23 protein-coding genes and 1 pseudogene are annotated in these 25131 nt (G+C 58.1%); 14 read left to right on the top strand and 10 right to left on the bottom strand.

The window, feature by feature from the left end:
• Nucleotides 1–192 precede the first annotated feature (192 nt).
• Nucleotides 193–1377 (bottom strand): 4-hydroxybenzoate 3-monooxygenase, encoded by a 1185-nt coding sequence (gene pobA / locus AO277_RS26765; RefSeq protein WP_044317773.1) that lies wholly within the window; start codon nt 1375–1377, stop codon nt 193–195.
• 657 nt (nt 1378–2034) lie between these two features.
• Here pobA and AO277_RS29800 point away from each other — a divergent pair.
• Nucleotides 2035–2277: pseudogene (locus tag AO277_RS29800) on the top strand (helix-turn-helix domain-containing protein); the annotation flags it as partial.
• A 51-nt stretch (nt 2278–2328) separates the two neighbouring features.
• Here AO277_RS29800 and ppnN read toward each other — a convergent pair.
• Complete coding sequence (gene ppnN, locus AO277_RS26755) at nt 2329–3702, bottom strand: nucleotide 5'-monophosphate nucleosidase PpnN (RefSeq protein WP_044317772.1); 1374 nt, start codon at nt 3700–3702, stop codon at nt 2329–2331.
• A 452-nt stretch (nt 3703–4154) separates the two neighbouring features.
• Here ppnN and AO277_RS26750 point away from each other — a divergent pair, with 452 nt between their 5' ends.
• From AO277_RS26750 to AO277_RS26720, 8 genes are all read left to right on the top strand, one after another.
• Nucleotides 4155–4829 (top strand): TIGR04211 family SH3 domain-containing protein, encoded by a 675-nt coding sequence (locus AO277_RS26750; protein ID WP_002554338.1) that lies wholly within the window; start codon nt 4155–4157, stop codon nt 4827–4829.
• Nucleotides 4830–4885: 56 nt separating this feature from the next.
• Nucleotides 4886–5140 (top strand): hypothetical protein, encoded by a 255-nt coding sequence (locus AO277_RS28350; RefSeq protein ID WP_143492842.1) that lies wholly within the window; start codon nt 4886–4888, stop codon nt 5138–5140.
• A gap of 55 nt (nt 5141–5195) precedes the next feature.
• Nucleotides 5196–6797, top strand: a complete 1602-nt coding sequence (locus tag AO277_RS26745; protein WP_044317771.1) for a tetratricopeptide repeat-containing response regulator — start codon at nt 5196–5198, stop codon at nt 6795–6797.
• Nucleotides 6794–7489, top strand: coding sequence for a sensor histidine kinase (locus AO277_RS26740; RefSeq protein WP_044317770.1), 696 nt, complete (start codon nt 6794–6796; stop codon nt 7487–7489). Before AO277_RS26745 ends, AO277_RS26740 begins: the two co-directional genes overlap by 4 nt.
• 275 nt (nt 7490–7764) lie before the next feature.
• Nucleotides 7765–7974, top strand: coding sequence for a hypothetical protein (locus tag AO277_RS26735; protein ID WP_002554335.1), 210 nt, complete (start codon nt 7765–7767; stop codon nt 7972–7974).
• A gap of 52 nt (nt 7975–8026) precedes the next feature.
• Nucleotides 8027–8788, top strand: coding sequence for an SDR family NAD(P)-dependent oxidoreductase (locus AO277_RS26730; protein WP_044317783.1), 762 nt, complete (start codon nt 8027–8029; stop codon nt 8786–8788).
• Entirely contained in the window at nt 8785–9426 is a 642-nt protein-coding gene (gene vioB, locus AO277_RS26725) for a dTDP-4-amino-4,6-dideoxy-D-glucose acetyltransferase VioB (RefSeq protein WP_044317769.1), read from the top strand. The genes AO277_RS26730 and vioB overlap by 4 nt, the downstream gene beginning before the upstream one ends.
• Before the next feature lie 5 nt (nt 9427–9431).
• Nucleotides 9432–10448: a ketoacyl-ACP synthase III gene (locus tag AO277_RS26720; protein ID WP_002554332.1), complete on the top strand. Its 1017-nt coding sequence runs from the start codon at nt 9432–9434 to the stop codon at nt 10446–10448.
• 62 nt (nt 10449–10510) lie between these two features.
• On the opposite strand, the gene AO277_RS26715 is transcribed toward AO277_RS26720, so the two are convergent.
• The 3 genes from AO277_RS26715 to vioA all read right to left on the bottom strand — a co-directional run bounded on the left by AO277_RS26715 (nt 10511) and on the right by vioA (nt 15950).
• Nucleotides 10511–14032: a glycosyltransferase gene (locus tag AO277_RS26715; RefSeq protein ID WP_044317768.1), complete on the bottom strand. Its 3522-nt coding sequence runs from the start codon at nt 14030–14032 to the stop codon at nt 10511–10513.
• 74 nt (nt 14033–14106) lie between these two features.
• Nucleotides 14107–14832: a methyltransferase domain-containing protein gene (locus tag AO277_RS26710; RefSeq protein ID WP_044317767.1), complete on the bottom strand. Its 726-nt coding sequence runs from the start codon at nt 14830–14832 to the stop codon at nt 14107–14109.
• Nucleotides 14832–15950: a dTDP-4-amino-4,6-dideoxy-D-glucose aminotransferase VioA gene (vioA, locus tag AO277_RS26705; RefSeq protein ID WP_002554329.1), complete on the bottom strand. Its 1119-nt coding sequence runs from the start codon at nt 15948–15950 to the stop codon at nt 14832–14834. Before vioA ends, AO277_RS26710 begins: the two co-directional genes overlap by 1 nt.
• A gap of 384 nt (nt 15951–16334) precedes the next feature.
• Here vioA and AO277_RS26700 point away from each other — a divergent pair, with 384 nt between their 5' ends.
• Complete coding sequence (locus AO277_RS26700) at nt 16335–17576, top strand: glutamine synthetase family protein (RefSeq protein WP_161795776.1); 1242 nt, start codon at nt 16335–16337, stop codon at nt 17574–17576.
• A 54-nt stretch (nt 17577–17630) separates the two neighbouring features.
• On the top strand, nt 17631–19040 hold the full coding sequence (locus tag AO277_RS26695) for an MFS transporter (RefSeq protein WP_044317765.1): 1410 nt from the start codon (nt 17631–17633) through the stop codon (nt 19038–19040).
• A 78-nt stretch (nt 19041–19118) separates the two neighbouring features.
• Here AO277_RS26695 and AO277_RS26690 read toward each other — a convergent pair whose 3' ends face one another.
• From AO277_RS26690 to flgA, 4 genes are all read right to left on the bottom strand, one after another.
• Nucleotides 19119–19865 carry a flagellar brake protein gene (locus tag AO277_RS26690; protein WP_044317764.1) on the bottom strand — a complete coding sequence of 249 codons (747 nt, stop codon included), beginning with the start codon at nt 19863–19865 and terminating at the stop codon, nt 19119–19121.
• A gap of 82 nt (nt 19866–19947) precedes the next feature.
• Nucleotides 19948–20415: a flagella synthesis protein FlgN gene (locus AO277_RS26685; RefSeq protein ID WP_002554325.1), complete on the bottom strand. Its 468-nt coding sequence runs from the start codon at nt 20413–20415 to the stop codon at nt 19948–19950.
• 49 nt (nt 20416–20464) lie between these two features.
• Entirely contained in the window at nt 20465–20779 is a 315-nt protein-coding gene (flgM, locus tag AO277_RS26680) for a flagellar biosynthesis anti-sigma factor FlgM (protein WP_002554324.1), read from the bottom strand.
• A 161-nt stretch (nt 20780–20940) separates the two neighbouring features.
• Nucleotides 20941–21699, bottom strand: a complete 759-nt coding sequence (gene flgA, locus AO277_RS26675; protein ID WP_044317763.1) for a flagellar basal body P-ring formation chaperone FlgA — start codon at nt 21697–21699, stop codon at nt 20941–20943.
• Nucleotides 21700–21777: 78 nt separating this feature from the next.
• Here flgA and AO277_RS26670 point away from each other — a divergent pair, with 78 nt between their 5' ends.
• Together AO277_RS26670 and cheR are read left to right on the top strand one after the other, a co-directional pair.
• Complete coding sequence (locus AO277_RS26670; RefSeq protein WP_002554322.1) at nt 21778–22704, top strand: chemotaxis protein CheV; 927 nt, start codon at nt 21778–21780, stop codon at nt 22702–22704.
• A 51-nt stretch (nt 22705–22755) separates the two neighbouring features.
• On the top strand, nt 22756–23583 hold the full coding sequence (cheR, locus tag AO277_RS26665) for a protein-glutamate O-methyltransferase CheR (RefSeq protein ID WP_005744560.1): 828 nt from the start codon (nt 22756–22758) through the stop codon (nt 23581–23583).
• A gap of 92 nt (nt 23584–23675) precedes the next feature.
• On the opposite strand, the gene cynR is transcribed toward cheR, so the two are convergent.
• Nucleotides 23676–24587, bottom strand: coding sequence for a transcriptional regulator CynR (gene cynR, locus AO277_RS26660; protein ID WP_044317762.1), 912 nt, complete (start codon nt 24585–24587; stop codon nt 23676–23678).
• 73 nt (nt 24588–24660) lie between these two features.
• Between cynR and cynS the strand changes: the two genes are divergently transcribed.
• A complete protein-coding gene (gene cynS, locus AO277_RS26655; RefSeq protein WP_004658714.1) occupies nt 24661–25128 on the top strand; it encodes a cyanase in 468 nt (155 codons plus the stop codon).
• Nucleotides 25129–25131: the final 3 nt, after the last annotated feature.

Genomic DNA, 25131 nt, shown 5'->3' with positions numbered 1-25131 from the left:
GCGTTGTGTGATTGCACAACGCAGGGCTCTGCGCTGGCGTGCATTGCATTGCATTGCATTGCATGGCTGCGCATCCTCTTGGCGACGCTGCTCAAGACCGGACGCAGAGCTCACTACCGCTATCGTGCGACGCTCGGCGTCGGCATGCTTTTCAGGACGCTCTGCGTCCTCATACGCAATAGGTGAAATACGCTACTCAATCGCCTCATACGGCAAGCCCACATAATTCTCCGCAATGGTCCTGCGCCCGGCTTGCGAGCCGACGTAGTAGTCCAGTTCGGTCTGCTGGATGCGCTGGCTGAACGCATCGGTGTCGGGGAAGTTGTGCAGCACCGAGGTCATCCACCAGGAGAAGCGCTCGGCCTTCCACATGCGGCGCAGGCAGATTTGCGAATACTTTTCCAGCAGGTCGGTGCGGCCCTCGCGGTAAACCTTGAGCAGAATCCGGTACAGCGTGCTGACGTCACTGGCCGCCAGGTTCAGTCCCTTGGCGCCGGTAGGCGGGACAATGTGCGCAGCATCGCCGAGCAGGAACAGGCGACCGTACTGCATGGGTTCAACCACGAAGCTGCGCAGCGGTGCGATGCTTTTCTCGATGGACGGGCCGGTCACCAAGCGGTCTGCCAGATGCTCGGGCAGACGGGCTTTCAACTCGGTCCAGAAGCGTTCGTCCGACCAGTCTTCGACTTTCTCTTCGGCACTGACCTGCACGTAATAGCGGGTGCGAATGGCCGAGCGCATGCTGCACAGGGCAAAGCCACGCGGGTGATTGGCGTAGACCAGCTCTTCGTTGATCGGCGGCGTGTCGGCCAGCACGCCGAGCCAGCCAAACGGGTAAACGCGCTCGAAGATTTTCAGCGTTTCAGACGGGATCGATTGCCGCGATACACCATGGAAACCGTCGCAGCCGGCAATGTAGTCGCAGTCCAGGCGCACGGTTTCGCCGTCTTTCACGAACGTCACATAGGGACTGTCGGTCTTTGGATCGTGGATGTTCACGTCAGACGCGTCATAGACAGTCATCGCACCTGCTGCTGCGCGCGCGGCCATCAAGTCGCGGGTGACTTCAGTCTGGCCGTAGACCATCACGGTTCTGCCACCGGTCAGGGTTTTCAGGTCGATGCGCTCACAGCGCCCGTCGAAGGCCAGCTCGAAACCGTCATGAATCAAGCCTTCGGCGTCCATTCGTTCGCTGACGCCTGCTTCACGCAACAGGTCGGTCATGCCTTGCTCAAGCACGCCGGCGCGGATGCGCGAGAGGATGTAATCGGGGTCCTTGCGCTCGACAATCACGTTGTCGATGCCGGCACGCTGGAGCAGTTGGCCCAGCAGCAGCCCTGAAGGGCCTGAACCGATAATGGCAACCTGGGTTTTCATGGCGATGGTCCTGTTTTTGATCCCTGCCAAGTGTCATCAGCGGGATATGATTGTTTTTGTCTCCTGCATTTTTAATGGATGCCATCGAGATAAGAAGGCAATATTCGACGCATTATCTGGACTTTTCGAGGGTCCGGACGGGAGAAGAACACATGGCCAGACCTGCCACTGCAACGATACCGGTGTTCAAGCTTTACGGGGAAACCGCGGCCTGGCCGACCCCGGACCTGATCCATTGCGAGTCGATCCCCGAGCGCAGCAAGATGCACGAATGGGAGATCAAGCCGCATCGCCATGGAGATCTGGTGCAGTTGCTGTATGTGCAGTCCGGCAGGGCGATGCTCAAGGTCGAGGATGTGGTCACCGAGGTCGAGACACCTTCGCTGCAGGTGGTTCCGGCGTTAAGCGTGCACACCTTCAGGTTTGCCGAAGATATTCAGGGGCACATTCTCAGTCTGGCCAAACCCTTGGTGGAGCAGCTTGAGACGGCACTCGACAGCTCGGCAATGCGCACGACACGGTGTTACGAGCTAGGGGCGGACAGCCATTACGTTGATACGCTGTTCAGCGCCATCGCCCGTGAGTACCGGCAGCCCAGGGCTGGTCGCGATCTGATGCTGCATTCATTGATCAACGTGCTGGTCCATTCACCAGCATGCGCAGGCCATGGGCATCAGCGCCGCGCATTTGAATTCGCTGTGTCGGCGCCTGTGCAACCAGTCGGCCTTGCAGATCATCAGCCAGCGGCTGTTGCTGGAGGCCAGGCGCAACCTGATCTACACCACCATGACCATCAATCAGGTGTCCGACAGCCTCGGGTTTTCCGAACCCGCTTATTTTTCGCGCTTCTTCAAACGCGCCACCGGGCAGTCGCCCAAAGCGTTTCGTCAGCAGAAATAGAAACGGGGCGCTCAAGGGCGCCCCGTTTGCCTGCCGGTTATTGCCGTGGGATCAGGCCACGACCTGATAACACGGCACGTAGGCCGCGCCACCGGGCAACTTCATCCGGTGCTGATCGACAAACGCCTGCAGCAGCTTGTCCAGCGGCCCCATGATCGAAGGATCGCCTTGAATCTGATAAGGACCGTGCTCCTCGATCAGGCGAATGCCCTTGTCCTTGACGTTGCCCGCGACAATCCCGGAAAACGCCCGGCGCAGGTTGGCGGCCAGCTCGTGAGTGGGCACGTCGTGGTTCAGTTGCAGTTTCGACATATTCTCGTGAGTGGGATCGAAAGGGTGCTGGAAGCTTTCCTCGATCTTCAGCAGCCAGTTGAAGTGAAACGCGTCATTCCGCTCGCGGCGGAACTGCTTCACTTCTTTCAGGCCTTGAGTCATCTGCCGGGCGACGTCTGCCGGGTTGTCGATGATGATCTGGTAATGACGCTGCGCTTCTTCACCCAGCGTGGCACCGACGAACGCGTGCAACTGTTGCAGGTACGGCTCGGTATTTTTCGGACCGGTCAGGATTACCGGGAACGGTACGTCCTTGTTGTCCGGGTGCATCAGAATGCCAAGCAGATAGAGGAATTCTTCAGCCGTGCCTGCGCCACCGGGGAAGATGATGATGCCGTGGCCAACGCGCACGAAGGCTTCGAGACGTTTTTCGATGTCCGGCAGGATCACCAGCTCGTTGACGATCGGGTTGGGTGCTTCGGCCGCAATGATGCTCGGCTCGGTCAGGCCCAGATAGCGCCCGCCGACAATGCGTTGCTTGGCGTGGGCAATAGTCGCGCCCTTCATCGGGCCTTTCATTACGCCAGGGCCGCAGCCGGTGCAGATATCCAGGCTGCGCAGGCCCAGTTCATGGCCGACTTTCTTGGTGTATTTGTATTCTTCAGTGTTGATCGAGTGACCACCCCAGCACACCACCATCTTCGGCTCTACGCCAGCGCGCAGCGTACGGGCATTGCGCAGCAGGTGGAACACGTAATCGGTGATGCCCTGAGAATTGCTCAGGTCGATGCGCTGGCTGTCCAGTTCGCTTTCGGTGTAAACGATGTCACGCAGGGCGCTGAACAGCATCTCGCGGGTGCTGGCGATCATTTCACCATCGACAAACGCATCGGCCGGAGCGTTGAGCAGCTCCAGGCGCACACCGCGATCCTGCTGATGAATTCGTACTTCAAAGCTTTCGTACGCCTCAAGAATGGTCTTGGCGTTATCGACGTGGGCGCCAGTATTGAGAATGGCCAGGGCGCACTGGCGAAACAGGGTGTAGGTGCTGCCTGAACCGGCCGCGCTGAGTTGTTGCACTTCACGCTGGGACAGGGTTTCAAGGCTGCCTTTCGGACTTACGGTGGCGTTAATCACTTGTCTTGGGATCATTCTATTTTCCATTAGAGCGATGCAGTCGAGCATCAGGATGGTGAACATTGAGAACATTCACCCCTGTGGAGCCTTTTCTACAGCACTTGGCCGGGAAAGCAAACGCCGGACCGCAGACGTCCCCTGTTTGAGCCTTTGTGCGCCATCGCAGGATTGAATCGGCAAGCGAATTCTTTTGAAAGCAGGCACTTGCCCGGCATGACCGCGCGGCTGAATTTTGACGCGGACAACGGGCAATAGTGAACCTGACCCCGTTAACGGAGTCTGTTAGCTGATGGACTTTCTGGACGGCCTGCACGAAAGGGATAATCAGGTGCTTTTTAAGCGCGCCTGATAGGCAGACATTCCGTCCGGGCAGGAGTTGCAAAACCTTTGATCGCCTGCCGCTCCCATCCTTAGCCGGCCCGTTAAACGAGGCTTTATTTTCATTTCAGATAAAGATAATTATCGCCATGTCTCGTCATTTCTCCGCACTTCTTTCCCGAGCCCCTGGCCTGTTCGCTGTTTCGCGTCGCTTGCTCGGCGCAGGCCTGTTTGGCGCTGCATTGACCGTTGTCGTTCCTGGCAACGCGCAGGCCGCAGGCAGCGATCGCTGGGTCAGCGACAGCCTCACCACCTACGTACGCAGCGGACCAACCGATGATCATCGGATTGTGGGGACGCTGAAATCCGGGCAGAAGGTCGAGCTGCTCAGCTCTTCGGGCAAGTTCAGCCAGGTGCGCGGCGAAGGCGGTTCCACGGTGTGGATCCCCAGCACTGACCTGCAGGAGGTGCCTGGTCAGGCCGAGCGTGTGCCGCAACTGACCCAGCAGGTCAGCGAACTGACCGATCAACTGGCAGGCATCGACAATACCTGGAAGACCCGTGTGCAAGGCATGCAAGAGACTCTTGATGCGCGCAAGAAACTGGTCGACGAACTGGAAGCCCGCACCAAGACCCTTAACGATCAACTGGCTGATTCTCAGGCCGAGTTGCGTGCCACTCAGGCGCGGCTCGGCGACGAGAACAAGCAGGTAATGATGCGCTACATGGTTTATGGCGGCAGCATTGCCGGTGCAGGCCTGCTGGTGGGTCTGATCCTTCCGGCGTTGACCAAGGGTCGCAAGAAGAACGATGGCTGGGTGTAAACCTGCCCGAAACAGCTGCTCATGCCGGCGCCGCGCGCTGGCATGAACGAAAGGTGATGAGCCTCGCTAAAACTCCCTTCCTGCTCCTGCAATTACGATCCAGCTCGCAAAATGTCTGCATGCCTGCCGCCCGGACAATGCGCGAAGTTGATGTTCGTTCTACAGTTTCTGCCCGTATGGTCGAAAAACTGAGTGTTGCCCTGAACCGCGTGGCTTGTTGCGGGGAGGGCGGCAACGGCGAACTGTATTATGGCATGTTGCCATCATTTATTATGTGCGTCCTGAAAAATGGGCTGCCGAGTCTGGTCTGAGTGGTTTTCAGGCCGTGGGTCTCATATTTTCACCCTCTCCTGTGCAGGAATCCGGATGCTGGCGTACAACCAAAAAAGCTTTCTTATCGTTGATGACTTCTCTGACTTTCGCAGTTCAGTGCGGTCGATGCTGCGTGAACTGGGCGTCAAGGAAGTGGATACCGCCGACACCGGCGAGCAGGCGCTGCGCATGTGCTCGCAAAAGCGTTATGACTTCGTATTGCATGACTTCAATCTGGGTGATGGCCGCAAGAATGGCAAGCAGGTGCTGGAAGATTTGATGATCGAGCGGCTGTTGAGCTACGAAAGCGTGTTCATTATGGTCACCGCCGAAAACAGTCAGGCGATGGTCATGAGTGCGCTTGAGTGGGAGCCGGACGGTTACCTGACCAAGCCGTTCAACCGTGCCGGGCTGGCCCAGCGCCTGGAAAAGCTGGTGCAGCGCAAGACCTTGCTCAAGCCGATTCTGCAGGCCCTCGACCGGCGCAAACCGGCCGAGGTGCTGGCCGCGTGCAACAAGCTGATCGAGCAGGACCCGCGTTATGCGCCGTTGTGCTTGCGCTACAAGGCGGATGCCTTGCGGGACCTGAAGCAGAACGAGCCACTGGAAGCTTTTCTCAAGACCATTCTGGCTGATCGTGCCACGCCGTGGGCCTACGGCGCGTTGGGCAGTCTGCTGCTGAAACGCGGCAAGACTGCCGAAGCGCAGGCCGTCTATGAACAGGCAATCAAGGCGTTTCCGGCCATGCCGGCGCTGTTCGATGGCCTGGCTGATGTGCTGGTGGCGCTTGGCGATGCCAAGCGGGCGCAGACGGTGCTGGAAAGCGCTGTGCGCCTGTCGCCTCTGGCAGTCCGTCGACAGAAGCTGCTGGGCAAGCTGGCGCTGGGCAACGAGGATTTTGAAAGTGCCTCCAAAGCCTATCGCCAGGCGGTTTCCCAAGGCCAGCATTCGCGCTTCAAGGACCCGGAAACCAACCTGGGTCTGGCACATGCTCTGATCAGCAAGGGCGGCGAGCAGGGGTTGGATGCGCGCACGCGTGTCGAGATCAACAACGCCCTTGTCGACGTTGCCAAGGAACACACCGACGACGAAGGTCTGCAAGTGCGCACCCGCCTGATGAAGGCTGCCAGCCTGCAGCACTCGGACCCGGAAACCGCAGCCAAGCTCACCGAACAGGCGATGGCCAGGCTCGATGGCATGGAGCAGGTGCTCAGTGCCGATGCCGCCCTGATGGTGGCTGCGCAGCTCAAGAAGCTGGGGCAGGAAGAAGCGGGCGCCAGTGTTCTGAAGAGCTGTGCTGAAGCCTATGGCGATGATCCGGCGGTGATGAAAAGCGTCGCCAGCATGACCGACGATCCCGCGATTCTGGGAGCCAGCAAGGCTGCCGTCGATTTCAACCTGCAAGGCGTGCGCAGTTACAAGGCCGGAAACCTCACCGAGGCACAGGCGTTTTTCCGCAGCGCCCTGGGCTTGCAGCCGAAGAACATCAGTATTGTGCTGAACATGGTGCAGTCGCTGCTTCATCCGGGGCAGAGCCTCGGGCAGGCCGGCATTGACGAGTGCCGTGCCAGCCTGACCGTGCTGGGCAAGATTCCGGAAAGTGATCCGCGTTATGAGCGTTACCAGAAACTCAGGGAGAGGGCGTTTGGCGCATGAGTGAAGAGACAGAGCAGGGCCTCGACTTTTCCATGGTGATCGCCTCCACCGTGCACGACATGAAAAACTCGCTGGCGACCCTGACACAGGCGCACAGCGAGTGGCTGGCGAAGCTTTCCGGCCATCAGCGTGACATGCCGGAACAGGGCGTCATCGACTATGAGTTCGCCAACCTCAACGGCATGCTCGTGCAGCTGCTGGGCCTATACAAACTCGGCGTCAACCAACTGCCGTTGCGTCCGGATTACCACGAATTGGACGATTTCATCGAAGCGCAGCTGGCGCACCATCAGGACGTGCTGGCCAGCCGCGGTATCGCCGCGCGCTATGAAATCGATGACATGAGCCCCTTGGGCTTTTTTGACCGTGAACTAGTGGGCTCGGTGGTCGGCAATATCATCGTCAATGCCATCGGCTTTGCCCGCGAGCAGATCGTGATCAGCATCGGTGAAGAAGGCGGTCAACTGAAAATCACCATCAACGATGACGGCCCAGGCTATCCGGCCTATCTGATCGATCAGCAGACCGATTACGTGCAGGGCATCAATCAGGGCAGTGGCAGTACCGGCCTGGGCTTGTACTTTGCTGCGCACATTGCCCGGCTGCATGTGCGCAACGGCATGCGCGGGCGAATCGAAATCGCCAACGGCGGCGTGCTGGGCGGGGGAATGTTCAGCATTTATCTGCCCTGAAACCCGAACTGCAATTGCTGCGAAATATGAGACAGCCGCGCACCAGCATTATATTGACGCGGTGCCGCGCACTTGCGTTATCCCGTTGTCGATAAGCCTGTCATGTTTTTGACTTTCGTGTCCTCAATGCCTGCCTTTTGCCCCTGTCCAGCCCGATAACAGGGGCTTCCCCGTGTGCTCAATGGCTTGGTTCGATTATTGCTAACGTCCTGTCAGGCGCAGGCTTTGGTCGGCGCGCGTTTTAATCCAATAGTAGGCTGTCCGGGAGCATCGAGATGGAAGACAAAGTACTTAAGCTGATCGAAGAAGCGATGGAAGCAGGCGAAGGCACCTTGAGCAAAGGACAAAGTCTGGATTGGGACTCCATTGCGGTCCTGACCTTCATGTCGCTTGCGAATGAACGGCTGGATAAGAACCTGTCGGCCAACCGTCTCAACGCTTGTAAGAGTGTGGATGACGTCATCGGTCTCGTTACAGAGTCATAAGCGATCAGGGGTTTTCCAGGCGGTGCCGGTCAGCCCTGAAGAGGAACGTTGGGTGGTGAGTAATCCGTTTTCATTAAGCGGCAAATTGATCATGGTCACAGGTGCCTCTTCCGGCATCGGCAGCCAGGTTGCGATATGGCTGAGCCAGCAGGGCGCCCGGGTGGTACTGGTTGCCAGGAACACCGAACGGCTTGAAGCAACAAGGCGCCAGCTTCACGGTGAGAGTCACGGGGTCGAGCCTTTTGACTTGCTTGACGGGCACGCAGTCCCGGCCTGGATGAAAACCCTGGCCAGCACCTACGGGCCTTTCGACGGGCTGGTGCATGCTGCCGGTGTACAGATGCCGCTACCGATTCGAGCCCTGGCAATCGAGCAATGGGAAATGGTGTTTGCCACCAACGTGACCTCTGGCTTTTCGCTGATAAAGTCATTCAGGCAGAAAGGCGTCTTCGTTCAAGGGACCAGTATTGTTCTGCTTTCATCGGTGATGGCTCAGGCCGCCCAGCCTTCCCTGATGGCCTACTGCGCCAGTAAAGGCGCAGTGGAATCGATGGTCCGCGCTGCGGCACTTGAACTGGCCAGAGACGGAATAAGGGTCAATGCCATTGCGCCGGGCATAGTGCGAACCGAAATGACCCGCAAGCTTGAAGATCTGGTCGGTATCGATTCCATGGCCGTGGTTGAGCAGAAACACCCGCTGGGGTTTGGTGAGCCGCTGGACATAGCCTATGCGGTCAATTACCTGTTGTCTCCGGCGGCTCGCTGGGTGACCGGAACAGCGATGGTTGTGGATGGAGGATACCTGGCGCAATGAATGCCAATAGATTGCTCATCGTAGGTGCCGGCGCTTTCGGCCGTGAAGTGCATGCTTGGCTGACGGATTGGGTGGAGAACAATCCGGGATGGCTCATCGCCGGATTCATCAATGACGGCCCGGGCTCAACCGAGCGCTTCGACCATTATCCGCCTGTCGTTTCGACGGTGGACGGCTACCAGCCAAAGCCCGAAGAGTATCTGGTCTGTGCGATCGGCGACCCGAGCGGCAAGCGCCTGGTCGTGGAAAAACTCCTTGCCAGGGGCGCGCAATTTTTCACCCTCATTCACCCCTCGGTCATCATTGGCGAAAATGTTTCCATTGGCCAGGGTGCGGTGATCTGTCCTTCAACGGTGCTCACGGTCGATCTTCGCATCGGCGCATTTGTAACCCTCAATATTGGCTGTCTGGTGGGGCATGACGCAGACATCGGCGACTTCTCCACCTTGAGCGGGCATTGCGATATCACTGGCGGTGTCGTGCTGGAGGAGGGTGTTTTCATGGGGACGTATGCCAGCGTCCTGCCAAAGGTAAGGATCGGCAAACAGGCTGTGGTCGGAGCGGGTAGCGTTGCAATACGCAATGTCGCCGCTGGCACTACAGTATTCGGTGTACCTGCCACACGCATATCGGGGTAACGCTCATGGGCGCTCATGCCAGGATCGTGAACATAGAATATGAACTGCCTGCTCATTCGCTGGACAATGAAACACTGGCGCGCGAATTTCCCGAATGGGATGTCGAGAAAATCTTCTCGAAGACCGGTATTGGCGAGCGGCGCATCATCGACAAGGATGAAACTGCGTCCGACCTTGCGTACCGCGCCTGCGAGAAGTTGTTTCTCAACGGAGATATTCAGCGCAGCGAAGTAGACGCGTTGATTTACTGCACGCAAAGCCCGGATTATGTATTGCCCGCCACCGCCTGCATTCTGCAGCACCGCTTGCAGCTCCCCACCCACTGCGCCGCCTTCGATTTCAATCAGGGCTGTTCAGGCTACATTTACGGACTTGGCATCGCCAAAGGGTTGATCGAGTCAGGGCAATGCCGGAATGTGTTACTGGTGACGGCGGAAACCTACAGCCGCTACATTCATCCGCAGGACAAAAGTGTTCGTACCCTGTTCGGTGATGCCGCGGCCGTGACCCTGCTCAGCGCGACTGAGGGCGGGCCTTTCCTGGAACGTTTTCGTTATGGCAGTGACGGCTCCGGGGCGGAAAACCTGATGGTCCCGATTGGTGGTGCGCGAAGGCCCTCGGCGGAAAACCTTCAGCCTGCCGAGTATCAGGATGACGGTGGCAGCGTGCGTACCGATGCACACCTGTACATGAATGGCCCGGCGATTTTCGAGTTTTCCATGACCCGCGTACCGCAGTTGTTCGCGTCGTTGTTCGATGACGAACTGGGTGTGGCCGATGTCGATCTGTTCGTGTTTCATCAGGCCAACCACTTCATGCTGGATGCCCTGCGTCGGCGTCTGAAGTTGCCGGTCGAGAAGTTCGTTTCTGCCTTCCAGCACTGTGGCAATACGGTGTCGTGCACCATTCCCATTGCGCTGAAGGAATCCTTGAACCGCGGTACGCTGAAACCGGGCGACCGGGTTGCTGCGGTCGGGTTCGGGGTGGGGTATTCGTGGGGGGCGTGCGTCATACACTGGTAAACATCATCGCTCTGCGTCACCGCCCGGACGCAGAGCTTGTTGTTGGTTTTAATCCTTTCTGATCAGCCCTTCAGCCATGCATCGCGCCAGGCTTGCAAGTGATCGGCCTCAAGCATCCAGTTATCAACGACAGCCTGTCTCAAGGCATCGCCCTTGCGTGCGCACTCATCCAACTGCTCAATGTGTTGCTCGATGGTACTGACCCAGGCATTCGTCTCGTTTTCCACCCGAGTGACGGGCAGGTCTTCAGGCACGCTGAGCACATCACTGCAAATGACTGGAAAACCGCAGGCACCGAACTCCAGCAGGGCCACCGGGCTTTTGCTCGTATTGATCAGGTTGGATTCTGCAGGCGCCAACACCAGATCCAGGTTCAGACTGGCCAGCGTCCCGGGGAACAAAGTGCCCTCCACGGGCGAACGCAGTTCATGAATATAAGGGCGTAGCCAGCGCGTGCAGGGTCCCATGATGACCCACTCCACACGGTCTGCCAGCGCCTTGATGACTTCTGACAGAATCAGCAGGTCGCCCGTTTCTGCCGCCGTGCCTACCCAACCTACACGAGGTCTGGGGCGAGTCTGGCGCTGGCTTTGCAGATTGCGCCATGGCTCAGGCGCAAGTCGGGTTTCAATCACCTGAACGTTGGGGTGTGAGCCCTCCAGCAGCTCCACCAGCGCTGTTGTGGGGACTGTGATCAGATCTGCCCGCGCCAGCCCGTGGCGCAGGGAGGCCTGCACTGTTGCGAGTGGCACAGCGCTCTTGTCGATTTCAGCGTACGCCGGGTAGTGCGGCAGGTCGTAGGCCACCCAGGCATTGGTGTGGTCCTTGATCGCGTTGATGCTGGCAATCAGGCTTTCGTTTACTGGCCCCTGGATAACCACCGTATCCGGGCTGAGTCTGGAAATTTCCACGAATGGAAGCGGCGCATGGCTGATGATGCCGTCTGTCTCGCGCTCGGCGCTCAGGCTTTGCAGCGCGGTGCTGATGCGATTGCCGGCAGCCGCATGATTGCAGGGCAGAGCAAGGACCACCGGCAGTGGACGGTGGGTCAATGGCCGCCAGCTCAGTTGCGGGTTGCTCTGGGCAACGAAACTGTCAGTCAGCGTCAGATTCTTGTTGTATGCAGGGTCCCAGGCCATGTAGTGCAGCCAGCGGTGGTAGAGCGCGCGCGTCGCGAAGTCCAGTGCTTCAGCGTCGCTCTGTGCGTCGTCCGGGCGCAGCGCGACGATGGCGTGCGGTGTCCAGACGACCAGATGCCCGGTGCTGCGTGTCTTTAAGCACAGGTCCACGTCATTGAAGTGCAGGGGGAACAAGTGCTCGTCCAGGCCTTGCACCTCTTCATGCACGGACTTGCGAATCATCAGGCAGGAGCCGCTGACAGCGCTGTAGTTCTGATCTGTTTCCAGACGTTGCGCATCGCTCGCAGATCCTGCGATGTCGCTGGCAGTGACGGTGGCCGCGGTGCCATTGAGGCCCATGATGATGCCGGCCTGCACGACATTGCCATCCGTCGAAATGAGTTTCGCGCCGACAACACCTACTTCAGGGCGCAGTGCGTGGTTGAGCAGGTGGTTGAGCCAGTCCTGCTGAATGATCAGGGCGTGGCTGTCGAGCATCACAAGATAGTCGCCCAGCGCGTGTTCGGCTGCGGAGTTGAGCAGCGCCGACGGGCTCAGTGCCTGTTCGTGGCGAACGATGCGAATCCGCTCCGACTGCATCGAATCGATGGTCGCCAGCCATTGCGTGGTCTGTGCCGACTGGCTGTTGTTGTCGCAGATCAGAATTTCATAGTGCGGATATGTCGTGTTTTCCAGAATGCTCTCTACGCAGGGCAGCAGCGTTTCGAGCTGATCCTGCGAGGTGACGAGAATGGAGACCAGAGGATGTTCGGCATGGCCGTAATTGATCCGGTAAAGTCCCGATTCCAGCGCATGCACCTTACTGCCTGGGTAGCCACGCACGTGCAGATGCCGTTGCACGGTGCGCGCCTGATCGTAGTTCTCCTGCGCCTGCCATAAGGGCGAGATGATCATCGGCTCGCAAGAGTGCGCAAATTCGGTATAGCCCGAACCCTCAATCATGCGCAGGATCAGGTCGAGTTCAATGGCCTGCGCGTGGACTGGGTCGAAGCCGCCCACTTCCAGAGCTTTTTCACGATTGAACAGCCAATTGCGGCTGGTTGCCGCCGGGCAGGTCAGCAGGTAATCCAGGCTGAAGTCCGGGCGAAAGGCCAGATGAGCACCTGCCTGCGCATGCAGGGTCACTTCGTCGCCGAACACTGCACAGGCTTCGGGTGTTTCGATCATTTTCATGACGGCGCACAGCAGGCCGCTCAAGGTGAACGTCGTGCCGGCGTCAACCAGGATCCACCACGCTTGGTCGTTTTCCTGCATCAACGCGTTGATGACTGTTGCGCGGTTTTCCATGCTGGCATCCCGCCAGGGCAGTTGCGCTTGCAGCGGCGTCTGCTGTTCCCGGTCGTAGTCGGCAAGGACAAACACCTTGAGCTTGTCGAGCAGAGGCGCATCGGACGCCAGGCTTTGCAGCGTGCTCAGCACGCTCTCGGGCTGCTGATTGAAGTCCGACACGACAATCGCAACCGCAGGGCCGCCGTTGTGTTGTTGCAGGTACTCTTCAAGCAACACATGCTGGGCTGGCGTAGGTCGACGCTGAGCCAGCCAGCCGGCGACACGGGTATTCCGAACAGTGGCTTCGGGCCTTCTGTCGAAGTAGGCCAGCAGGTCCATTTCCTGAATATTGTCGCGTTGTGACAGCGGAGCAACCTTGACCTTGCCATTGAACTCGTCAGGCCTTACCCAGCCCAGCTCTGTGGGAATGCGCCTGAAGTTGGCGTGACCTTCGCGAGGCAGGGTCGGGTCTTTTCTGAATGCCTCGCTGCTCTGCTGATCCGACACCCGGAAATAGGAAAGGGGACGGGCGAGCATCGCCAGGTTGCCATGACGCAAGAGCTTTACGTACATGGCCAAATCACCCAGCCCCCAGATCAGCACCTGTTGCAGAGACATGATGTCCTGCCCGAATACCAGCAGGTCTTCGCGACGACACATGACTGCACTGGGCTCGCCGACGAAGTTGATCGGGTGACTGGCCAGAAAGGACACCAGCTCGGGACCGTTCAGAACGACGTTTTTGCCGAATGGGTAGGCCGTGTAGAGGTTGTCTGCCAGCAGAGCGCCGTTGGCGTCGATCCTCTTTCTGGTCGCTGACACGACTTTGATGTCCGGGCTGTCGTGCATGACATCGAACATCAGGCGCACGCAGTCCGGGAGAAGGATGTCATCGTCGTAGAGAAACTTGATGTACTCACCCTGCGCACGCGCTATGGCGTGTGCGATGTTGTGAGGTTCGCCCAGCGGCGTTGCATTTTTGAAATAGTGAATGGGCCAGCGGCTGTTCGGGCTGAGCTTTTCGACAATAGCCTTGATGCCATCGTCACGGCAGTCGTCGGTGATGATGATCTCGATGTCGTCGTGGTTCTGGCGCAGCGCGCTGGCAAGCGCTGCTTCGAAGAAAGCCGGTTTGTAAGCGGGGATGACAATACTGACCAGGCGTGAAGAACTCATCGCAATACCACTTTTGAAAAAGTTTTAAAAACCAACCGGGCAACGCAGTCGGCGTCCATGATCTGCAGTTGTCGTCAGCTTTTTTGGCCTATATACAAAACCGACTGCTCCGTAATGCCGTGCTGCTTGAAGACGCCTTCACCAAATGCCTGCGAGCCGAGGGCCTTCACGTCGAAACCGGCCTGCGTCAAACGGGACTGGAAGTCTTGTCTGGCGTACATCCGCACATGATCGTCCTGGCCGAAGCGCGCCCAGCGCTCATCGACGCTGGCCTCGTCCGGGTCTTCTTCGGTTTCGGTGGCGGTCAGCAGAATCGGCACCATCAGGATGGCAGAGCCGCCTTTGGCCAGTACCCGAAACAGCTCGGACATGGCCTTGCGGTCATCAGGTACGTGCTCAAGTACGTGCGAGCACACGATGAAATCGAAGGACTCGTCGGCATACATGTGCATGTCCATGATGTCGACCACGTCATCAGCCAGCGGCGAGAACAGGTCGGCCGAGCGATATCGGGCGTTGGGCAGGCTGCGCAGAAACTTCGAGAGCACCACTGCCGGTGCGATATCGAGAATGCGCAGCGGTTTGCCCGGCGGGTTGTCGAGCATGTTCATGGCAAACAACGCGTAAAGCCGGTCACGGTCCGACGCCATGCATTCGGGGCAGCTGTATTGCCCGACGTTAAGGGTCTCGAAGTCTTCGATGCAGTAGTGGACGTTCAGGCGGTGGAGGATTTCCAGATGGCTTCTACCCAGCGGATAGAAGTTCAGAAAACGACAGGAGCAGACCGGGCACGTTCGCATTAGCAGTTCTCTTTACTGGCTGTGACGATCACATCAATGATGCTGTCGAAGGCTTCATCCGTCAGGCTGTCGTAGATCGGCAGGCACAGGATCTGACTGGACAGACCGGTCGCGACACGCAGGCGATCAGGTTTTGCCGAGTCAAGGCCCCGGTACATCGGGAATGTGGAAATGAGCGGGTAAAAGTAACGGCGCGCCAGGATGTTGTGGTCGCGGAACCGCTGATAAAGGTCATCGCGAGAAATCGCGAAGTCTTCGGTGACCAGCACCGGGAAGTACGAGTAATTGTGTTTTTCGGTGCTTTTCCAGAGAATTTTCAGCCCCGGTACCGTTGCCAGCGCATCGCGATAGCGTTCATCGATACGTTGCCGTTTCAAGAGCGCTTCATCGATGTACTTCAACTGAAGCAGACCGAACGCAGCGTTGATTTCACTCATCTTGCCGTTGATTCCCGGCGCGACCACGGTCACTTCGTCAGCAAAGCCGAAGTTCTTCAGGTAATCGATACGTTGCTTGGTCTTGGCATCCGGACTGATGATGGCCCCGCCTTCGAAGGTGTTGAACACCTTGGTGGCGTGAAAGCTCAGCACCGACAGATCCCCGTGATTCAACAGGCTTTGCCCGCGATGCTGGACACCGAACGCATGGGCGGCATCGTAGATGACCTTCAGGCCATAGCGATCGGCGATCTGCTGAATGCGGTCGACGTCACACGGGATGCCGTAGCAGTGTACGGGCATGATCGCCGTGGTAGCCGGAGTGATGGCTTCTTCGATGCGCTCCGGGTCCAGGTTATAAGTACCCGGGTCGATGTCGACAAACACCGGCGTCAGGCTGTTCCAGAGCAGCGAATGGGCGGTTGCCACGAACGAGTAGGGCGTGGTGATGACTTCGCCCTTGATGCGCAGCGCCTGAATGGCGGTCATCAGCGCCAGCGTGCCATTGGAAAACAGCGAGAGATGCTGCACGCCCAGGTACTCGGCCAGCTCCTTTTCAAGCTGCTGGTGAAACGGACCGCCATTGGTGAGCTGGCGGCTTTCCCATATGTGTTCGAGGTAGGGAATGAACTCCTCCAGAGGCGGTAACAGAGGACGAGTTACTGGAATCGGTGCGCTCATGGAGGGTTCTCTGCTCGTGTTTTATCCGATTGCTGTTCGAAAGGGCATCTGCTTCAAGGGCTTCCGGCAAAGGCGTTGCCATTGACATAAAAATGACAGTCGAACTGTTGTGACCGGGGTACACAGCAAGAACCCGGCCAAGACCGCTTTCGTCGGATCAGGTCGAGGCCGGGTTGTAATCCTTCTCACTAAGTCGTTTCAGTGCTTGATATCCCGAACGCCCGCTGCGTATTTTGTACGGGTTGCCGCCAAGCGGCCTGGCCCATGACAAAGGATTGAACCATGACACGCAATGACCCCCATCCGCTGGCACAGCTGCTGATGGGCATTGATGAAGTGGAGTGTGTGACCCCGGACCTGAACGGCGTGCCTCGCGGCAAGGTGATGACCGCTGCCGGTTTTCTTCAGGGCAGGCGATTGCAGCTTGCGCGGGGTGTGTTGCTGCAATGCATCATGGGCGGGTACCCGCCGTCACGGTTTTACGGTAGCGATGATGGCGACCTCGCGCTGCTCAGCGATCCGCAGCAGGTCCATCGTCTGCCCTGGAGCGAGCAACCGCGCGCCCTGGCGATTTGCGATGCCGAGGAGTTGAGCGGCGAGCTTTGCATGCTCTCGACGCGCAGCCAGCTAAAGGCCGTCATCGCCCGCTACGCCGCACGGGGGTTGGCACCGGTTGTGGCCACCGAACTGGAGTTCTTTGTCTTTGCGCCCAACCCCGAGCCGCTGTATCCGTTCGTGCCGCCGAGAGGGCTGGACGGACGACGCGAGCAGGGGCATTCAGCGTTCAGTATCAGCTCCAACAATGGCTTACGGCCTTTTTTCGCCGAGGTATACGCCTGCATGGCGGCGTTGGGACTGCCGCGGGACACGGTGATGCACGAGATGGGCGTCAGCCAGTTCGAGATCAACCTGCTGCATGGCGACCCGCTGCTGCTCGCCGACCAGACCTTTCTGTTCAAGCACCTGCTCAAGGAGGTCGCGCTCAAGCACGGGCTTATTGTGGTCTGCATGGCCAAGCCGCTCGCTCACACGGCGGGCAGTTCGATGCATCTTCATCAGAGCGTTGTAGCAACAGACTCCGGGGTAAACGTCTTCAGTGGTGCAGATGGCCAACCGACTGACACGTTTCGTCACTTTATTGCGGGTCAGCAAGCCTGCATGGCTGATTTCACAGCGCTGTTCGCGCCCAATGTGAATTCCTATCAGCGCCTGTGCCAACCCTATGCTTCGCCCAATAACGCCTGCTGGTCCTACGACAATCGCGCAGCCGGCCTGCGCATCCCGTCGAGTGCAGCAGCGGCTCGAAGGGTGGAGAACCGTTTGCCAGGCGCCGATGCCAATCCTTATCTGGCCATTGCCGCAAGCCTGGCAGCCGGGCTGCATGGCATCGAGCAAAAGCTGGAACCCACCCCGCCCATGCAAGGCGCGATTGAGGTGCCGGAAGAATTGTCATTGCCGTGTACCCTGCACGCCGCTCTGGAGCGTCTGAAAAGCAGTCAGTTGGCCAAGGAACTGTTTGGTCATGAATTCATCGAAGGCTACATCGCGTCGAAGACCCTGGAACTGACCAGTTTTTTTGACGAGATAACCCCCTGGGAACGGCGCGTTCTGGCTGCTCAGGTTTAAGAATCGCAGTGTTGGGCTCGCCCGGTCGGGCGACTCCCTATTTTTGGAAAGTTGATGCGCCAAATCTGGAAGTCCTTTCGAGCGCTTTATTTTGCCTCGTTGATGATGTTGATCGGCTCAGGTCTGCTGAGCACTTATCTGGCCCTGCGCCTGGCGGCCGATCAGGTCGACAGCCTGTGGGTCGGTGCACTGATGGCCGCCAACTATTTCGGTCTGGTCCTGGGGGGCAAGATCGGTCACCGCCTGATCGGCCGTGTCGGTCATATTCGGGCCTATGCCACTTGCGCCGGTATCGTCGGTGCGGCGGTGCTCGGGCATGGTCTGATCAGCTGGCTGCCCGCCTGGCTGGTACTGCGGGTGATTGTCGGTCTGGGCATGATGTGCCAATACATGGTCATCGAGAGCTGGCTGAACGAGCAGGCCGCCGCCAAACAGCGCGGCATGGTGTTCAGCGGTTACATGATTGCGTCCTATCTGGGCCTGGTGCTGGGGCAACTGGTACTGGTGGTCCACCCGCAACTGGGCCCTGAGCTGCTGATGCTGGTGGCGTTGTGCTTCGCGCTGTGTCTTGTGCCGGTCGCCATGACCCGGGCGATTCACCCCGCACCGTTGCACCCGGCACCGCTGGAGCCGCTCTTCTTCATGAGGCGTGTGCCGCAGTCGCTGACGGCGGTGTTGGGTGCCGGGCTAATCATCGGTTCGTTCTACGGTCTGGCACCGGTTTACGCCGCCAAACAGGGGCTGTCCACCGAGCAGGTCGGTCTGTTCATGGGCTGCTGCATTCTGGCCGGGTTCCTGGTGCAGTGGCCATTGGGTCTGCTTTCCGACCGCTATGACCGATCCGTACTGATGCGCATCTTTGCCGCTGCACTGGTGGTGGCGTCATTGCCGCTGGCGGTGTTTCCGAGTGTGCCGGTCGAAGTCCTGTTCGGCGTCGGCTTTCTCGCCTCGCTGATGCAGTTCTGCCTCTATCCACTGGCGGTGGCATTTGCCAATGACCACGTCGAGGCCGAACGCCGGGTGTCGCTGACGGCCATGTTGCTGATGACCTATGGCATCGGTGCGAGTATCGGCCCGTTGGCTGCTGGTGTGGTAATGAAGCTGTTTGGCGGCCACATGCTGTATGCATTCGTCTGTGGCGCCGGGGTGATTCTGGTGCTGCTGATCAGACCCAAGGCCGTTACCCATTTGCACCAGGTCGAAAACGCACCGCTGCATCACGTCGCCATGCCGGACAGCATGTCCAGTTCGCCTCTGGTGGTTGCACTGGACCCGCGTGTCAATGAGCAGGTGGTTCAGGAACAGATGCAGACCACCGTCGAGCCGGAGCCGGAACCCGAGTCTGAAGTGGTGGTCGACGCCGACGCAGAAACCGAGGCACAGGTCGAGCCGGTCGCGGGCACGGAAACAGCCGAAGCTGAAGAGCACGAACGCGAGCGTGAAAGCGAGACCTGGAAGGCTTGAGTGTAGCGGGGGGCAGAGCAGGGGATTACGGTGTGATTGCGGCAGGTTGCCGCAATCACCAGCAAGCAGAAGCGGGGGTCAGAAGTCGTCGTCTTTGTCGAAGCGGCGAGCTTCACGCTGCAACTGGTAGACGAAACGCTCAACCTGACGCTGCACAAGCCCACTCATGTTGTGGAAGCGCACGCCGGCAAAGGTGGTGTGAAATCTTTCTTCGAAGTGCAGATAACGCAGCTCTACGGGGGCTGTCATTGCTCCGAATGGCAACTTCGCAATAAAGCGTTCGTATACCTGGCCCAACTGCATGCGCTCGGACACATCGCCTTCAAAGCGCAGTTTGCAACCGGTTGCAGAGATGTCCAGCAGTTTGCCGGTCAGAGGGGATTTCAAACGGTCTCCACCGATCTCGATGTCGACCAGCTGCGCCAGCTTCAGCGCTGCACGAAATGCGTTGCGCCGCTGGTGGTAAATCACCTCTTCAGGCATCGGCCCGCGGCACAGGCGCTGCCCGTTGGTATCGACAATCTCCATCTGCGATGAGCTTTCCCAGGCGATACGCACGCCGTCGTGAAAACCTTCGACGCGGAAAGACTCGCCATTACTTAAGAAGCGTTCGCCATCGCGGGGGATCATTTCGTCGAGCGCCATGACGTTGCTGTCACGGTCGACTTCAAGCAGGTAGCTCTGAAAGCGTTGGGCACGCTCATGGAAGGTAATGATCAGAGGATCATGACTCTCGAGTAGCAACCGCAGGTTAGCGGCAATTTCCAAAGGTGTGTTGAGGACCTTCGGGGGCTGCGGAGCATCGTCCGCGCTTGAGCCATTCACGTTCTTGAATCTCCAGGCAAAATACTACGGCAACGCAACAACAGGCATTCTGCCACTACGCACGAAACCTTGATACAGGAAGTTACGCCTGACTCAGAGGGCGTGGTTTTGCTCTAAGCGCAGTTGACCCGCGACTGTCATAGAGCGTGGGCGTCTCACCGCCGTTCAGTATGCGAAGCTGATGAGCCGTGCTGATCTGTTGCAGCTGGATCAGACTACCATTCTGCTCGTTCAGCGTCTGGCATTCATTGATCAACGCATTCAGTTCGTCACCGGCCATCAGCAATTGCTCGCCGACATCCGACTGGCTGGCCAGTTGCTGGAGACCACTGCGATTGGCTGGCAGCCCCATGCCCGCAAGCACCTGGCTACGTTTGCGCCCATGTTGATCGAGAAGAATGACCAGCGCCTGTTTCTGCGCCAGTACCTGCTCCATCTCGCCCATGTCGCGGCCGTGAAGAATCAGGGATTCGGCCTGCAGCAGCTCTAGAAGCTGTCGGGCCGAAACCATGTCGTCAGTGATCATCTGCAACAAAGTAGTGTCTTGCATCGCATGCTCTGGTTTTTAAGCGTCCAGAATATCCAGCGCCAGCCTTGGCTTAGCGTTGGGTTTCGAAATTCAACAGCTTGCTGGCGACACGGTTGCTGTCCACTGTGTAACTACCGTCGGCGATGGCCTGTTTGAGCTCGGCAACGCGAGCACTATTGACGGTTGGCAGATCGGTCAGCTTGTCCGTGATTTTCTGCAACTGTTGAGCCTCACTGCTCAAAGAAAAAGTTTCCCCGGTGCTTTTGACACCTGCGGTGGCTGCAGGGGCTGGTGCATCGGTTTTGACGGTGTCTTTACTGGCACTGGTACGTGTTGTACCGGCAACAGACTGTGAATTGTTAAGGCGACTGAAATCTATGACCATGATTGAAAAAACCTCTGGGTGTTTGGACGCTTGCCTTGTTTTCGGCCAACCCCTATCAAACTTTAGGCCGATTGTGAGAAAGCTTCCCAATAGACGCTTTTCACCGTCGGATATTCCCCGCAGTCTAAAAAAAACACACCCTGTGCGCCAGCATCAATGCATTACATGGCCACTTCCACCTGCCCTGGGCCGGTGACATTCGCTTTGATCACCCGCTGGGAATTAAGGTTTTTCACCCGTATCTGTTCGTTGAAACCGCCGTCGGACATCGCTTCGCCGGGCATGCGCACCGCCAGCGAACCGCTGCGGGCGATGATGACCACCTGGTCGCCCTTGTGAATCATTTGTGGCTGTTCCAGCGCCACCGGGGTAACGACCTGGTCGATGACCATTTGTCGGACAACCTTTTGACCGACGGCCTGATCAAGAAAGGCCAGAAATCCCTGGCCCAGGCTGCTCACGTCGCGCTCACGCAGCGCAACGTCTTCTTCAGTAACGATGGCGTCGCGTTTCAGCGGGCGCATCACGGTCACGACGTTGCGATACAGCAGCACCTGGGCCGGCACAAATACTGTCCAGGGCGAAGAGCCTTCGCAGCGTACCCGCACAGTAACCCGGCCGACCGGGCGCGGGCTTTCCAGTGTGGCTGTCAAATCCTTGTCACAGGCACCCATCCTTAAACGCGGGTCGAGCTGCTTGACCTGTATGTCATGACGCCCGTCAATCTGGTTGGTTGCCAAATAGTCTTCTACTGTGAACTCAAGAAACCCTTGGGTGACGCCGATAAGCTGTTCAGGCAGTGTGAAATTCTCTGCGCGAGCGAGGCTCACCGTGCCACAAAGGCACAGCAGAGCGATTGCGCACAGAAGCCTGCGGGTTTCTAATGCGAGGTGTCGAGAAATTGTCGTCTTTGCGTTCATGAGGTAATAAATAGCAAAGCCCGTGCCGCTTTTTGATCTGGTGTCTGGGCGGCGGTCATTTTGGTAAGGGGGTTCGGCATGGCAGGTGTAATGGATTCGGTAAACCAGCGAACTCAGCTGGTGGGTCAGAATCGCCTGGAGCTGCTCTTGTTCCGTCTCGACGGCAAGCAGCTCTACGGGATCAACGTCTTTAAGGTAAAAGAAGTACTGCAATGCCCGAAACTCACCATCATGCCCAAGTCGAGCAAGATCGTCCGGGGTGTGGCCAATATTCGTGGCGGCACGATCCCGATCATGGATCTGGCGATGGCGACGGGTTCCACGGGCATGATTTCGCTGGTCAACTCCTTCGTCATCATTACCGAGTACAACACCAAGGTTCAGGGTTTTCTGGTGCATTCTGTAGAACGCATCGTCAACATGAACTGGGAAGAGATTCATCCACCACCCAAAGGTACCGGGCGCGATCATTACCTGACCGCAGTTACCCGGGTTGATAATCAGTTGGTGGAAATTATCGACGTCGAGAAGATTCTTGCCGAAGTCGCACCTATTTCCGAAGAAGTGTCGGTCGGTGTGATCGATGCCGAGGTTCAGCACAAGGCGATTTCGCTGCGTGTGCTGACGGTCGATGACTCGTCGGTGGCCCGCAAGCAGGTCAGCCGCTGCCTGGAAACCGTCGGTGTGGAGGTGGTTGCCCTTAACGATGGCCGTCAAGCGCTGGATTACCTGCGCAAAATGGTCGAAGAGGGTAAAAAACCGGAAGAAGAGTTCCTGATGATGATCTCCGACATTGAAATGCCGGAGATGGATGGCTATACCCTTACAGCTGCGATACGTAATGACCCGCGTATGCAGAAGATGCACATCACCTTGCATACCTCTCTGTCCGGGGTATTCAACCAGGCGATGGTCAAGAAAGTCGGCGCTGATGATTTTCTCGCGAAATTCCGGCCTGATGATCTTGCGGCCAGGGTTGTTGCGCGGATCAAGGCAGCAGAATAACCAGCCGGGGGCGCCGTCCCCGGTGATTCACATGATTTGAGAGGCGGCACCTTGTCTACGGGTAATTTGGATTTTGATCAGTTCCGGGTATTTCTGGAAAAAGCCTGTGGCATCTTGCTTGGGGAAAACAAGCAGTATCTGGTGTCCAGCCGCCTCAACAAACTGATGGAGCAGCAAAGCATCAAGTCGCTTGGCGAGTTGGTTCAGCGCATCCAGACCCAGCCGCGCAGCGGGTTGCGCGAACAGGTTGTCGATGCGATGACCACCAACGAAACCCTGTGGTTTCGCGACACCTATCCGTTCGAAGTGCTGAAGAACAAAGTGCTGCCCGAGCAGATCAAGGCCAGCCCTGGTCAGCGACTGCGCATCTGGTCGGCGGCCTGTTCATCGGGCCAGGAACCTTACTCGCTGTCGATGTCGATTGATGAGTTCGAGCGCGCCAATCAGGGCCAGCTCAAATCGGGCGTGCAGATTGTTGCCACCGATTTGTCTGGCGCAATGCTCAACAACTGCAAGACCGGCGAGTACGACAGTCTGGCTATCGGCCGCGGCTTGTCGCCGGATCGTCTGCAGCGTTTCTTTGATGTAAAAAGTCCAGGTCGCTGGGTCGTCAAGACGCCGATCAAGAGCCGTGTGGAGTTCCGCTCGTTCAACCTGCTCGACAGCTACGCCTCGCTGGGCAAGTTCGACATCGTGTTCTGCCGCAACGTATTGATCTACTTCTCCGCTGAAGTGAAGAAGGACATCCTGCTGCGCATCCACGGTACGCTCAAGCCAGGCGGTTACCTGTTTCTGGGGGCTTCTGAAGCGCTCAATGGTTTGCCGGATCACTATCAGATGGTTCAGTGCAGCCCCGGGATCATCTATAAGGCCAAGTGACGGTCTGCCAGTTGCCTGCAATGAAAAAAGAGACCTTCGGGTCTCTTTTTTTGTGCGCGGCTGAAAACAGCTTCGATCGTCTGCCCATCGGTTCATGTTTGCGTACTGTTACTCACCAGTTCGGCAAAAGCGTTGGCGGCGGCGCTCTGGTAGCCGTTTTTACGCCGCAGCAGCGCAACCGTCCGCCCAGGCAGGGCAGGGGTCGTCTGAACTTCGCGCAACCCGGGCTGCTCGCGAACGATGGCATCGGGAAGAATGGTTGCCATACGCCCCTGGGCAACAACCTTGAGCAAAATGGCGATCGAGTTCGCCTCCAGGCCGACCGTAGGCTTGAAATTCTGCGTCTGGCACCAGGCATCCAGCAGCTGGCGAGTGGCGAATCCGGGGGCGAGCAAGGCAAAGCGAAGCGTTTGCAGGTCCTCAAGTGTCAGCGCGGTCTGCTTATCGGGGGCAGGTTTTGCCATGACCAGGCACAGTTGTTCATCGAACAGAGGCTGGCTGTCTATCTCGACAGCATGACTGCCGGCAAAACCAATGGCCAGATCGAGCGCGTCATTGATCAATGCCTCGGTGATCTGCTCCAGAGGCAGCTCCGTGAGGATGATTGTTACGCCGGGATACAGCGCGCTGAAGCGGTCGATCAACGGCGCTATCAGGTATTCACTGAAGGTTGGCGTGACGCCGAGGCGCAATTGTCCGCGTGACAGGTCGCTGACATCGTTGAGCGCACGCTTCCCGGCCTCCAGCTCAAGCAGGCAACGACGCGCGTGGTCCAGATACACGCGGCCGCCATCGGTCGGCACGACGCTGCGGCGGGTGCGGTCGAACAGTTGCACACCCAGGCTGCTTTCCAGCTGCCTGATCTGTTGCGACAACGCCGGTTGCGAGACATGCAGGGCCTCGGCCGCCCGGGTGAAATTGCCATGGTCGGCGACCGCCAGCAAATAACGTATATGGCGTAACAGCACGGCATCACCATAAGGCAGGATTATGGCGATGATCATAAATCAGTCTTGGATCTTATGGTGATAGTTACCGATGCTGTGATTGACGTGATTTCATTCCGGAGGGTTACCTATGCCGCACAGCAACATTTCCAGAGCACCGCGCCAGAATCTGACTGAACGTGTGCTGCAGGCCAAGACCGCAAAGAACCTGACGTGGGCAGGGCTTGCAGAAGGTACGGGGTTGAGCGTGGTGTATGTCACGGCTGCATTGCTCGGTCAGCACCCATTGCCGGAAGCGGTGGCCGAGGTAGTCGCCGAGCGTCTCGGGCTGGACAGGGACGCGGTCGCCGAACTGCAAACCATCCCGTTGCGCGGCAATGTCGAAGACGTCTCCAGTGACCCGACGATCTATCGCTTCCACGAAATGGTTCAGGTCTACGGCACAACGCTGAAGGCATTGGTGCATGAGCAGTTCGGCGACGGCATCATCAGCGCAATCAACTTCAAGCTCGACATCAAGAAAGTCGAAGATCCGGAAGGGGGCGAGCGAGCCGTGATCACCCTTGATGGAAAATTTCTGCCCTATAAACCGTTCTGAGGA

Source organism: Pseudomonas amygdali (assembly GCF_002699855.1).
GTDB lineage: Bacteria > Pseudomonadota > Gammaproteobacteria > Pseudomonadales > Pseudomonadaceae > Aquipseudomonas > Aquipseudomonas amygdali.
This window is presented reverse-complemented; position numbering and strand designations above follow the sequence as displayed.